Raw genomic sequence first — 11,732 nt, 5'->3', positions numbered from 1 at the left:
CGGTGTGGCTCACGGTCAGCCTCCGGTGGCTGCGAGTACGGCGGCGACGGCCAGGATGACGGAGCCGGCGAGCAGGGCGCTGAGGTAGGTCTGCACGTTGCCGGTCTGGGCGCGGCGCACGGCCGCGCCGAGCAGCCGGGGCACGCCGGACGCGCCGCTGACGTAGGCGTCGACGACCTCGCGGTCGAGGAAGCGTACGAGCCGCGCGGCGCCGCGCACGGGCCGGACGAACACCGCGCCGTACAGGGCGTCGAGGTGGAACCCGGCGGCCGCGTGGCGGTGCAGGGGGCCGAGCAGGAGGCGGCCGGGGTCGGCGGGGTCGGGCGCGCTCGCGATGGACCCGTACGCGCTCGTGTGCGTCGCGATGGCCTCCTCCTCGGAGACCGCGGGGTCGGCGCCCGGGTCGGCGGCGACGGCGCCCAGGGGGACGCGGGCGGTCAGCGTGGAGGTGTGGCGCCAGGCGGCGTAGGTGACGAGGACGCCGACGAGGGCGAAGCCGGTGCCGATGATGGAGGTGGACAGGGTCGGCTTGAGGGAGTGCCCGTCGAACCAGTCGGGGAGGGCCGCGACGGCAAGGCCGAGCGCCAGGGTGGGGACGAACAGCACCCACAGGACGGCGTTCATGACGACGGGGGTCCGGGCGGGGTGGCCTCCGGGCGCGGTGGCGGCAGCGGCGGCGGCATCCGCCGACGCCGGCCCCGGCTCCACCTGGTCGGCGGCGGAGAGCGCGGGGCCCTTGCGGCCGCCGCACAGCAGTGCGGGCGAGCCGGCGAGCAGCCACAGCCGGGTGGCGTAGCCGGCGGTGAGGAGGGCGGTGAGCAGTCCGGCGACCAGTACGGTCCAGCCCGCCGCGGCCGGGACGCCGGCGGCGTGCCCGGTGGCGGCGTGTTCGGCCGCTCCGAGCACGGCCTCCTTGGAGAAGAAGCCGCTGAACGGCGGGATGGCGGCAAGCGCGAGGAGGGCCACGGTCATGGTCCAGAAAGCGTCGGGGGCCCGCCCCCACAGGCCCTTCATCCGGGCCATCGCGGCCAGCGAGTTGGTCCCGGCGACATGGATGATCACGCCGGCGCCGAGGAAGAGGAGGGCCTTGAACGCGCCGTGGGACAGGAGGTGGAAGACGGCCGCGCCGCGGTCGCCGACGGCGAGGGCGCCGGTCATATAGCCGAGCTGGCCGACCGTCGAGTAGGCGAGCACGCGTTTGATGTCGTCCTGGGCGAGCGCGGCGAGCCCCGAGCCGACCATGGTGATCGCGGCCATCGCGGCGAGTACGACCATCGCGGCGGCGGAGGCGGCGAAGACGGGCAGCAGCCGGGCGACGAAGTAGACGCCCGCCGCGACCATCGTGGCGGCGTGGATCAGCGCCGATACGGGCGTGGGACCGGCCATCGCGTCGGGCAGCCAGGTGTGCAGCGGGAACTGCGCCGACTTGCCCGCGACCCCGGCGATCAGGAGCAGCGCGACGAGCGTGGGGTGGTCGAGGCCGCCGGACGTGGCGGCGGTGACGATGCCGCTGATCCGGAACGTACCGGCGTCGGCGGCCAGCGCGAAGATGCCGATCAGGAAGGGGACGTCGCCGGCCTTGGTGACCAGGAACGCCTTGAGGGACGCGGCGCGGGCGGCCTCGGTCTCCCAGTAGTGGCCGACCAGGAAGTACGAGCAGATGCCCATGATCTCCCAGCCGACCAGCAGCACCATCAGGTCGCCGGAGTAGACGACCAGCAGCATCGCGGAGGTGAAGAGGGAGACGAGGGCGGCGTAGGAGGGGTAGCGGGGATCGTCGCGCAGATACCCCGTGGAGTAGAGCTGCACGCAGGACGCGACGACGGTGACGAGGACCGCGACGAGCGCCGCGAAGCCGTCGAGGTGCAGGGCGAGGTCGATGGGGACGGAGCCGGTGGGGGTGAGCCGGGTCGCCGCGTCGACGGCGTCCCCGCCGCCCTGCCGCCAGGCCGCGACGGCGGCGAGCACGGCGGCGGCCACGGTCGGCAGCACGGCCAGCGGCCGTACGAAGCCGGGGGCGCGGCGCCCGAGCAGCAGCCCCGCCAGGGCGCCGAGGAAGGGCAGCAGGGGGACGAGGACGGCGGTGGTCGTGATCGTCACGCGGCGGCCTCGGCCTTCTCCTCGCGGTCTGCCGGTTGTTCGGGGCCGTCCGCCCGCTCGTTGAGGTCGCGCATCTTGTCGACGCCGGCGGTGCCGCCGTTGCGGTACACGAGCAGGACGATGGCGAGGCCGATGCCGATCTCGGCGGCGGCCACGGCGATGGTGAAGAGGGTCAGCGCCTGGCCGGCGTGCAGCTCGTCGCGGAGCCACACGTCGAAGGCGACGAGGTTGAGGTTGACCGCGTTGAGCATCAGCTCGACGGAGATCAGCACCAGGATCGCGTTGCGCCGGGCGAGCACGCCGTAGAGGCCGACGCAGAAGAGGAGCACGGCGAGCACGGCGGGATAGGCGAGATGCATCAGCGTGCCCCGTTCTGTCGGCTGTCGGGGCTGGTGGGGGCGGCGGGGCTGGCAGGGGAAGCGGGGCTGACGGGAGCGGCGGGGCCCTTGCGGACGGCAGGGCTGCCGGGGCCGCCGGGACTGCCAGGCCCCCCGGGACCGCCGGAGCTGCCGGTGCCGCCGGGGCTTTCGCCGTTCGCCCGCTCCCTGTGCCGGGAGAGGACGATCGCGCCGACGAGGGCGGCGAGCAGCAGCACCGAGAGCGCTTCGAACGGCAGCACCCAGTGCCGGAAGAGGAACTCCCCGGAGACCTTGGTCGAGCCCTGCACGACGCCGTCGAGATCGATCCAGGTCGTACGGAAGGCGTCCACGACAACCCAGACGAGGGCGGCGGCGGAGGCGACGGCCACGGCGAGCGCGGCCCACCGGTTGCCGGAGTCCGCGTCCGGGGAGCGCCCGATGGGCGCCTTGGTGAGCATCAGCCCGAAGAGGAGCAGGACCACGACGGAGCCGACGTAGATCAGGACCTGTACCCAGGCGATGAACTCGGCGGTCAGCAGCAGGTACTCCACGGCGAGCCCGCCGAGCGCCACGACCAGCCACAGCGCGGCGTGCACCAGCTGCTTGGTGGTCACGGCGACGAGGGCCGCGCCGAGCGTCGCGATGCCGACCAGGAGGAAGGCGATCTCGACGCCGGTCGGGGACAGGAAGCCGTGTCCGGCGGCGGCGAGCGTCACGCGTCCCCCTTCCGGGTCGGGTCCTCGTCGACGGGAGGCTGTTGCCGCGCGGCTTCAGCTCCGGCTTCGGCTCCGGATTCCGCCTGTGCCGCCTGAGCGGCCTCGGCCTCGGCTGCGGCTGCGGCTGCGGCTGCGGCTTCCGCCTCGGCCTTGGCCGCCTGGGCCGCGAGCTTCTCGGCCGCCTTGCGGGCCGCCGCGACCTCCTTCGGCTCCTCGGCCGCGGGGTCCAGCGCGGGCGGCGCGGGCACCGTCCACATCCACTCGCGGAGCTTGTCGCGCTCGTGGGTCAGCTCATGGATGTCGGTCTCCGCGTACTCGAACTCCGGGGACCAGAAGAGCGCGTCGAACGGGCACACCTCGATGCAGATGCCGCAGTACATGCAGAGCGAGAAGTCGATGGCGAAGCGGTCCAGGACGTTGCGGCTGCGCTCGCGCCCGCCGGGGGCGGCGGGCGGCACCGTCTCCTTGTGGGAGTCGATGTAGATGCACCAGTCCGGGCATTCGCGCGCGCACAGCATGCAGACCGTGCAGTTCTCCTCGAACAGCCCGATCACACCGCGGGTGCGGGGCGGCAGCTCGGGCTGCGCGTCCGGGTACTGCGCGGTGACCGTACGACGGGTCATCGTGCGGAGGGTCACGGCGAGGCCCTTGGCGAGGCCGCTGCCCGGGATGCGCGACCGGGCGGGCTGCCCGGCGGCCTCCGTCCTCATGGGCGGCTGCTGCTGCGGCTCGGCCATTACTGGATCACCACCTTGACGACGCCGGTGAGCGCGATCTGCGCGAGGGCGAGCGGGATGAGCACGGTCCAGGCGAGCTTCTGCAACTGGTCCTCGCGCAGCCGCGGATAGCTGACACGCAGCCAGATGACGACGAAGGCGAGGACGGCCGTCTTGAGCAGGGTCCACAGCCAGCCGAGGCCGTCGGCGCCGAACGGGCCGTGCCAGCCGCCCAGGAAGAGCACGGTGGTCAGACCGCAGAGCACGACGATGCCCGCGTACTCGGAGAGCAGGAAGAGCGCGAAGCGCAGCCCCGTGTACTCGGTGTACGCGCCGAAGATGATCTCGGAGTCGGCCACCGGCATGTCGAACGGCGGTCGCTGGAGCTCCGCCAGCCCCGCCGTGAAGAAGACGAGCCCGCCGACGATCTGCCACGGCACCCACCACCAGTGGAAGGCGTCGAGGACGCCGACCAGCGAGACCGTGCCCGCCGCCATCGCCACGGAGGCGGCGGCGAGGACCATCGGGAGCTCGTACGCCAGCAGCTGCGCGGCGGTGCGCAAGCCGCCGAGCAGGGAGAACTTATTGGCGGACGCCCAGCCCGCCATCATCGAGCCGAGGACGCCGACGCCCATCACGGCCAGCACGAAGAAGATGCCCGCGTCGATGGACTGGCCGACCTGGTTCCCCGGGCCGATCGGGATCGCGACGAGCACCAGCAGGTACGGGAGCAGGGCCACGGCCGGGGCGAGCTGGAAGATCCGCCGGTCCGCGCCCGCCGGGACGACGTCCTCCTTCTGCGCGAACTTCACGCCGTCCGCGACCAGCTGGGCCCAGCCGTGGAAACCGCCCGCGTACATCGGGCCGAGGCGGCCCTGCATGTGCGCCATCACCTTGTGCTCGGTCTGGCCGACGACGAGCGGGAGGACGAGGAAGGCCACGAAGACGGCGAGCAGGCGTACGACCACGTCGAGGGTGCCGTTCACGGTTTCTCACCTCCTGCGTCCGGGTCCGGGTCCGGCTCCGCCGGCGGGTCGTTCGGGCTCTGCGGTTCGTTCGGGTCCTGCGGTTCGTTCGGGCTCTGCGGGTCGTTCGGGTCCTGCGGGTCGTCGGGTTTCCCGCCGTCGCGTTTCTCGCGCGCGGACTCCTCGAAGGCGGGGCGGGCGTTGTGCCACGGCGCGTCGGAGGAACTTCCGGAGGAAGCGCCTCCGGAGGAATCCTCCGGCGCGTCGGACCGCGCGGGAGCCTCAGGCGGTACGGGCGCGTCGGGCCGTACGGGCACATCCGCCGGTACGGGTCCATCCGCCGGTACGGGCGCGTCAGGCGCTACGGGCGTCGCCGACCGCTCCGCCTGCTGGCTGGCCGACCCCTCCGAAACGGACCGCGAACGCCGTACGGGCCGCACGGGCCGCTCGGCGGGCGGGCCCGCAGGGGCCTCCGTCGCCGCCGGCGTCGCCTGCTGGCTCGCCGAATCCTGCTGGCTCGCCGAATCCTGCTGGCTCGCCGAACCCTGCTGGCTCGCCGAACCCGCGCTCGCGCTGCGCGTACGCCGGGCCGGACGCTCACCGACGGCACCGGCACCAGTACCAGCACCGGCACCAGCGGCCCCCGTCCCGGCGGCGCCGCCCCGCGCCCCGGCCGCGCGGGCGCCACGGGCCGGGCGGGCGGGAGCGGGCGGCAGCTGGCCCTTGAGGGGGCCCCACTCGTTGGGATCGGGCACGCCCGGCGGCAGCATCTGCCGCCGCTTCGGCCCGCCGTGCTCCGACTCCCCCGGCTCCTTGGCCCCGGGCCACGCCTTCGCGACCCGCGCCGCGAGCACGAAGTCCTTGCGCAGCGGATGCCCTTCGAAGCCGTCGGGCAGCAGCAGGGGGACGAGGTGGGGGTGGTCGGTGAAGTCCACGCCGAACATCTCGTGCGTCTCGCGCTCGTGCCACTCCGCTCCGGCGTACACGCCGACGGCGGTGGGCAGCACGGGCGCCTCATGCGGCACGGTGGTCCGTACGAGCAGCCGCCGCAGCGACGACCCGCCGGACGCCGCCCCGGGCTCCGCCCCCAGCGCCACCACATGCGCGCAGATCCGGAAGCCCGTACCCGGTTCGTCGACCGCGCTGAGCCAGTCGAAGTACGTACAGCCGAGAGCGGTCCGCGCCGTTTCGAGCGCCGCGAGCCAGGCGGCCGGCGGCACGTCGACGGTCAGCAGCCCGTACGCCTCCTCGGCGGCGGCGCCCGCGCCGAACAGCTCCTCCGCCGGCCCCGGCAGCCAGCCGACCGGCGGCACCGCCGGTTCCGTGTCCGGCTCCGGGCCGCCGTCGGAGGTGTTCGCGGGCTCGGGCTCGGGATCGGGTTCGGGCGCGGGTTCGGGCTCGGGGGCTGTCATCTCTCGTCTTCCCCGGTCGGTGAAGTGGCTTCCGGACCGGCGGGGCCCGGCGGGTTGTCGGCCGGCGCGGCGGAATCCGGCGAGGCCGTATCCGACGAGGCAGTATCCGGCGAGGCGGCATCCGGCACGGCAGCGGCCGACGGGCCGGCATCCGGGCCGGCGGAACCCGGCGAGGCGGCCTCCGGGCCCGCGGAAGCCGCGGCGGACCCCGACGGAGCCGGCGGAGCGACGAGGCCGCTGCGGAGAGCGGCCCCGGAGGGGGCGACCGCGGCGTAGCGCTCGCTCAGCGACTCGCGGGCGATCTTCTCCTGGAGCTTGAGGATGCCCTGGAGCAGCGCCTCCGGCCGGGGCGGGCACCCCGGTACGTACACGTCGACCGGGATGATCTGGTCGACGCCCTTGGTGACGGAGTACGAGTCCCAGTACGGGCCGCCGCAGTTGGAGCAGGCGCCGAAGGAGATGACGTACTTGGGCTCGGGCATCTGCTCGTACAGGCGCTTGACGGCCGGGGCCATCTTGTCCGTGACCGTGCCCGAGACGATCATGAGGTCGGCCTGCCGGGGCCCGGGCGCGAAGGGGATCACGCCCAGCCGGATGAAGTCGTGGCGCGCCATGGAGGCGGCGATGAACTCGATCGCGCAGCAGGCGAGCCCGAAGTTGAAGACCCACAGGCTGTAGCGGCGGCCCCAGTTGAGGACCACCTTCATGGGCTCGGGGGCGAGGCGGGCCAGCGTCCCGAGCCGGCGCGGCTCGGGGAGGTCCACCGGTGCGGGTGTCACGTCCATTCGAGGACGCCCTTCTTCCATGCGTACAACAGGCCGACGGCGAGGAAGCCGAGGAAGATGAACATCTCCACGAGCGTGGTGCCGCCGTATCCGGGCGCGGCGAAGACCGTCGCCCACGGGAACAGGAAGATCGAGTCGACGGCGAAGATCACATACAGAAACGCGTAGACGTAGTAGCGGACCTGGGTGTGCGCCCAGCCCTCGCCGACCGGGTCCACGCCGCACTCGTACGTCAGCATCTTCTCGCGCGTCGGCACGACCGGCCGCAGCAGCCGCCCGGACGCGAACGCCACCGCGACGAAGACCACGCCGACCACGGCCAGCAGACCGACGACCGAGTAGCTGTGGAAGTAGCCGGCCGCGAGCCGGACCCCGGCGTCGGTGGTGCGTACGGTCGTCTCCGGCACGTCCGCCCCTCGCTCCCTTTGCTGCTGCGCATCCGCATTCGACGATCTGTACGCACGGGATTCTAGGCCCTGACCCGTATCCGGTGAGCCGCCCCGTCACCGCGAAGGTGGGGTTATCCCTACTTCCGGTCGCCGACGAACCCCATGGCGCGGGGCCGGGCGGCCCGGCAATCTTGGCGGTATGACCGCCAGCAGCAGAGCGCGTGACGACGGCGCCCTCGACGACAGCGCCTTCGAGGAGGACCGGCTGCCCCCCGCGTTCTTCGCCTTCAACCGGCAGACGTGGCGCGAAGTCGCGCATCTGCTCGTCAACCTGCCCATGGCCCTCGTCGGTTTCGTCTACGTGTCCATGTGGCTCTACGCGGGCGTGGCGCTGTCCGTCACCGTGATCGGGCTGCCGCTGCTCGCGCTGGGGCTGTCGGGCTCCCGCGGGCTGGGCCGGACCGAGCGGTCCCGGGCGCGGGCGCTGCTGGGGCTGGCGATCGAGGAGCCGAGCCCGCTGCGGCGGCACCGCCGGGGCCGGGGGTTCTTCCCCTGGCTGTGGACGGCGCTGAAGGACCCGGTGGGCTGGCGGTCCACGCTGTATTTGTTCATACGATTGCCATGGGGCATCTTCACGTTCGTCGTCACCCTGCTCACCCTGATCATCGGCTGGCCGGTGCTGGGCTTCGTGGCGCGCGGGCTGAGCAACGCGGACCGGGCGATGGTGCGGGGGCTGCTCTCCCCCTCCGGCGAACTGGAGCAGCGGATCGAGGAGCTGGAGTCGGACCGCGGGGTCGTCTTCGACACCGCCGCCGCCGACCTGCGCCGCATCGAACGCGACCTGCACGACGGCGCCCAGGCCCGGCTCGTCGCCCTGGCCATGGACCTCGGCCTCGCCAAGGAGAAGCTGCTGGAGGACCCGGCCGCCGCCGCCCGCATGGTCGACGAGGCCCACGGCGAGGTGAAGACGGCTCTTCAGGAGCTGCGCGACCTCGCCCGCGGCATCCATCCGGCGATCCTCACCGACCGCGGCCTCGGCCCGGCGCTGGTGTCGGTCGCGGGGCGGTGCACGGTGCCCGTGGACGTATCGGTGGATCTCGCGGTGCGCCCCGCGGCGGCCATCGAGGGCATCGCCTACTTCACCGTCTCCGAACTGCTCCAGAACATCAGCAAGCACAGCGGCGCCCGCGCCGCGGGCGTCGAGCTGTGGCGGGTGCGGAACCGGCTGATGCTCCAGGTGCGGGACGACGGCCGGGGCGGCGCCTCCACCGGCAAGGGCAGCGGCCTGGCGGGGCTCGCAGAACGGCTCGGCTCGGTGGACGGGCTCTTCGTGGTGGACTCCCCGGTGGGCGGCCCCACGGTCGTCACGGCCGAGCTGCCGTGGCGGGAGCGCGCGGCCGGTTGAATGGGGGCGCGAGCCCGTCCCCCTGAGCCCCACCTCCTGAGCACGGACGGAAGGCGTACGGGCGGAAGAGGTACGGGCGGAAGGCTTCCGCCCCGGTGGTAGGGCCAACCCCACCACGTGGACGCCGACACGCTCCATGGCCCCGGGCGCGGCGATCGGGGAGCGTAGAGCCCAGGAAGACGACCGGTAGGGGACACCCGCCGGCTCCCTCCCAGCGGCGGTCGCCACCAGCGCGGCCCCTCTCAGCAGTCCCACAGCAGTCCGAGCAGTCCCCCAGCAGACCCAGAGCAGTCCCCCAGTCGCGAAGACCTTGGAGATCGGACAGACAGATGGCCATCGATCACGGCGAGTACGTCGGTCAGGGCGGTCGCGGCGGCCGCGGCGGGTATCGCGACTACGACCGGTACGGCGACGACGGCCGCGGCGGCGGCTACGGGCCCCCGGCCCGCACCCACCGGGTGCCCGCCGTGCTGCGCGCGCCGCTGGAGGGCCGCACCTGGCGCGAGTTCCTCTACCTCCTGCTGAGCCTGCCGATAGCCCTCGTCGGCTTCACCTACGCGATCGTGATGCTGAGCGCGGGCGCGAGCCTGCTGATCACCTTCATCGGCGTCCCGGTGCTCGCCGCCGGGCTCGCCGGGTGCCGGGCGCTGGGCGCCGTCGAGCGGACCCGCGCCCGGGTCCTGCTGCGCCTGGACGTGGACTCCCCGGAGCCGCTGCGGCCGGCGAACGGCCGCAGCGGGCCGATGGCCTGGACCGGCGCGCTGTTCAAGAGCGGCGTCTCCTGGCGCCATCTGCTCTACGCGCTGCTGCACCTGCCCTGGGCGATAGCCTCGTCCGTCGCGTCGCTGGTCCTGTGGTCCCTCGGCTGGACGATCTTCCTCTACCCGACGTACCAGTGGATGTACCCGCACTACTGGGGCCAGCCGGGCATCCAGCTGTACGGGGAGAGCGGCGGCACCTCCTTCTACCTCGACAACCCCTTCGAGCTCGCCGTCACCAGCGCCATCGGGCTCGTCGTCGTCCTCGGCACCCCGTGGGTGATCCGCGGCCTGGCGCAGGTGGACCGGCTGCTGGTGCTGGGGCTGCTGGGCCCGTCGCGGATGGCGTCCCGCGTGACGGAACTGGAGTCGGACCGCGTCGTGGTCGTGGACACCGCCGCCGCGGACCTGCGCCGCATCGAACGCGATCTGCACGACGGCGCCCAGGCCCGGCTCGTCGCCCTCGCCATGGACCTCGGCCTCGCCAAGGAGAAGCTGGAGGAGGACCCGGAGGCCGCCGCCCGCATGGTCGACGACGCCCACGGCGAGGTGAAGATCGCGCTCCAGGAGCTGCGCGACCTCGCCCGCGGCATCCACCCCGCGATCCTCACCGACCGCGGCCTCGGCCCGGCCCTCTCCGCGCTGGCCGCGCGGTGCACGGTGCCGGTGACCGTCGACGCGGACCTGGACTCGCGGCCCGCGGCGGCCATCGAGGGCAGCGCGTACTTCACCGTCTCCGAGCTGCTCCAGAACATCAGCAAGCACAGCGGGGCCCGCACCGCGACCGTCGATGTGTGGCGGTCGGAGAGCCGGCTGATGCTCCAGGTGCGGGACGACGGCCGGGGCGGCGCCTCCACGGAGAAGGGCAGCGGCCTGGCGGGGCTCGCCGAACGGCTCGGCTCGGTGGACGGCCTGCTGGTGGTGGACTCGCCGGAAGGCGGCCCGACGGTCATCACGGCCGAGCTGCCCTGGCGCGGCTGACCCCGGGCCCTGGCGCGGCTGACCCGGACCCCGGCGCGGCTGTGAGCAACGGCCGGTCCGGCACGGCTGAGCAACGGCCGGTCCGGCGCGGCTGGCCCGGAGCCGACACTCCCGCTGAGAGGCACGTACGCCTCCCGGCGGAGAGCCGGAACCCATCGCCCCTCCCGCCCCACTTCCTTGGATTCCGCCTCGGAGCGTCCCGTTCCGAGGCGGAATCCTGAGATGCTTAGGGGGTCATGCCAAGCATGGGGGGACGTACATCGTGGAGGACAGGGTGCGGGTGGTCATCGCCGAGGACTCGGTGTTGCTGCGGGAGGGCCTGACCCGGTTGCTGACCGACCGCGGGCATGACGTGGTGGCCGGGGTGGGCGACGCGGAGGCGCTGCTCAAGGCCATCGCGGAGTTCGCGGCCGACGGCGAGCTGCCGGATGTGGTGGTCGCCGACGTCCGGATGCCGCCCACCCACACCGACGAGGGCGTACGGGCCGCGGTGCGGCTGCGCCGGGACCATCCGGGCTTGGGCGTACTGGTGCTGTCGCAGTATGTCGAGGAGCAGTACGCGACGGAGTTGCTGGCCGGATCCAGCCGCGGCGTCGGCTACCTCCTCAAGGACCGGGTAGCCGAAGTGCGTGAGTTCGTGGACGCGGTGGTGCGGGTCGCGGAGGGCGGCACCGCGCTGGACCCGGAGGTCGTCGCGCAGTTGCTGGGCCGCAGCCGGAAGCAGGATGTGCTGGCCGGGCTCACGCCGCGGGAGCGCGAGGTGCTGGGTCTGATGGCCGAAGGACGTACGAACTCGGCCATAGCCCGGCAGTTGGTGGTGAGCGACGGAGCGGTCGAGAAGCACGTCTCCAACATCTTCCTGAAGCTGGGACTGTCGCCGAGTGACGGGGATCACCGCCGGGTGCTGGCGGTGCTGACCTATCTCAAGAACTGACGTCCCGACAGCCGACCGGCGGCCGCACCGGGCGGCGGGCCGGTGGTGTCCGGGTCGAGGACCAAGGTCGTAGAACCAAAGACGGAGTGGGGAGCGTCTCTAGAGAAGGGCCTGGGGGGCGAGCAGAGCATGGCAAACCATGACAGAACGGTATCTCGCGTCTGCAATCAGCAGGTGATCCGTCCAGGGAAGGTCACCCTTACGCCCGTACG

General features: G+C 73.1%; 11 protein-coding genes. 3 read left to right on the top strand and 8 right to left on the bottom strand.

Features of this window, described 5'->3' with window-relative positions:
• Positions 1 to 15: 15 nt before the first annotated feature.
• The 8 genes from AB0I22_RS24305 to AB0I22_RS24270 form a co-directional block, all read right to left on the bottom strand.
• Positions 16 to 2,100 carry an NADH-quinone oxidoreductase subunit L gene (locus AB0I22_RS24305; RefSeq protein WP_363132983.1) on the bottom strand — a complete coding sequence of 695 codons (2,085 nt, stop codon included), beginning with the start codon at positions 2,098 to 2,100 and terminating at the stop codon, positions 16 to 18.
• On the bottom strand, positions 2,097 to 2,459 hold the full coding sequence (gene nuoK, locus AB0I22_RS24300; RefSeq protein WP_363132982.1) for an NADH-quinone oxidoreductase subunit NuoK: 363 nt from the start codon (positions 2,457 to 2,459) through the stop codon (positions 2,097 to 2,099). Before nuoK ends, AB0I22_RS24305 begins: the two co-directional genes overlap by 4 nt.
• Positions 2,459 to 3,175: an NADH-quinone oxidoreductase subunit J gene (locus AB0I22_RS24295; RefSeq protein ID WP_363132981.1), complete on the bottom strand. Its 717-nt coding sequence runs from the start codon at positions 3,173 to 3,175 to the stop codon at positions 2,459 to 2,461. Before AB0I22_RS24295 ends, nuoK begins: the two co-directional genes overlap by 1 nt.
• Positions 3,172 to 3,885, bottom strand: a complete 714-nt coding sequence (locus AB0I22_RS24290; protein WP_363133018.1) for an NADH-quinone oxidoreductase subunit I — start codon at positions 3,883 to 3,885, stop codon at positions 3,172 to 3,174. Before AB0I22_RS24290 ends, AB0I22_RS24295 begins: the two co-directional genes overlap by 4 nt.
• Before the next feature lie 26 nt (positions 3,886 to 3,911).
• Entirely contained in the window at positions 3,912 to 4,877 is a 966-nt protein-coding gene (locus tag AB0I22_RS24285) for a complex I subunit 1 family protein (RefSeq protein WP_363132980.1), read from the bottom strand.
• Positions 4,874 to 6,169 (bottom strand): NADH-quinone oxidoreductase subunit C, encoded by a 1,296-nt coding sequence (locus AB0I22_RS24280; protein ID WP_363133017.1) that lies wholly within the window; start codon positions 6,167 to 6,169, stop codon positions 4,874 to 4,876. The genes AB0I22_RS24285 and AB0I22_RS24280 overlap by 4 nt, the downstream gene beginning before the upstream one ends.
• Positions 6,170 to 6,264: 95 nt before the next feature.
• On the bottom strand, positions 6,265 to 7,053 hold the full coding sequence (gene nuoB / locus AB0I22_RS24275) for an NADH-quinone oxidoreductase subunit NuoB (protein WP_363132979.1): 789 nt from the start codon (positions 7,051 to 7,053) through the stop codon (positions 6,265 to 6,267).
• Positions 7,044 to 7,460, bottom strand: a complete 417-nt coding sequence (locus AB0I22_RS24270) for an NADH-quinone oxidoreductase subunit A (RefSeq protein ID WP_363132978.1) — start codon at positions 7,458 to 7,460, stop codon at positions 7,044 to 7,046. The genes nuoB and AB0I22_RS24270 overlap by 10 nt, the downstream gene beginning before the upstream one ends.
• A 181-nt stretch (positions 7,461 to 7,641) precedes the next feature.
• On the opposite strand from AB0I22_RS24270, the gene AB0I22_RS24265 reads away from it, so the two are divergent.
• The 3 genes from AB0I22_RS24265 to AB0I22_RS24255 all read left to right on the top strand — a co-directional run bounded on the left by AB0I22_RS24265 (position 7,642) and on the right by AB0I22_RS24255 (position 11,520).
• Positions 7,642 to 8,847: a sensor domain-containing protein gene (locus AB0I22_RS24265; protein WP_363132977.1), complete on the top strand. Its 1,206-nt coding sequence runs from the start codon at positions 7,642 to 7,644 to the stop codon at positions 8,845 to 8,847.
• Between the two features lie 329 nt (positions 8,848 to 9,176).
• Positions 9,177 to 10,586, top strand: a complete 1,410-nt coding sequence (locus AB0I22_RS24260) for a sensor domain-containing protein (protein WP_363132976.1) — start codon at positions 9,177 to 9,179, stop codon at positions 10,584 to 10,586.
• A 262-nt stretch (positions 10,587 to 10,848) separates the two neighbouring features.
• On the top strand, positions 10,849 to 11,520 hold the full coding sequence (locus AB0I22_RS24255) for a response regulator transcription factor (RefSeq protein WP_363132975.1): 672 nt from the start codon (positions 10,849 to 10,851) through the stop codon (positions 11,518 to 11,520).
• Positions 11,521 to 11,732 lie beyond the last annotated feature (212 nt).

It is taken from the genome of Streptomyces sp. NPDC050610 (genome assembly GCF_040654875.1).
GTDB lineage: Bacteria > Actinomycetota > Actinomycetes > Streptomycetales > Streptomycetaceae > Streptomyces.
The sequence above is the reverse complement of the archived record's forward strand: the minus strand, read 5'-3'. Positions and strand labels throughout refer to the sequence as shown.

Coding starts and splice junctions, on each gene's coding strand:
- nuoK (WP_363132982.1), bottom strand. CDS start 2,459: ATGCATCTCGCCTATCCCGCCGTGCTCGCCGTGCTCCTCTTCTGCGTC.
- AB0I22_RS24290 (WP_363133018.1), bottom strand. CDS start 3,885: ATGAGGACGGAGGCCGCCGGGCAGCCCGCCCGGTCGCGCATCCCGGGC.
- nuoB (WP_363132979.1), bottom strand. CDS start 7,053: ATGGACGTGACACCCGCACCGGTGGACCTCCCCGAGCCGCGCCGGCTC.
- AB0I22_RS24265 (WP_363132977.1), top strand. CDS start 7,642: ATGACCGCCAGCAGCAGAGCGCGTGACGACGGCGCCCTCGACGACAGC.
- AB0I22_RS24260 (WP_363132976.1), top strand. CDS start 9,177: ATGGCCATCGATCACGGCGAGTACGTCGGTCAGGGCGGTCGCGGCGGC.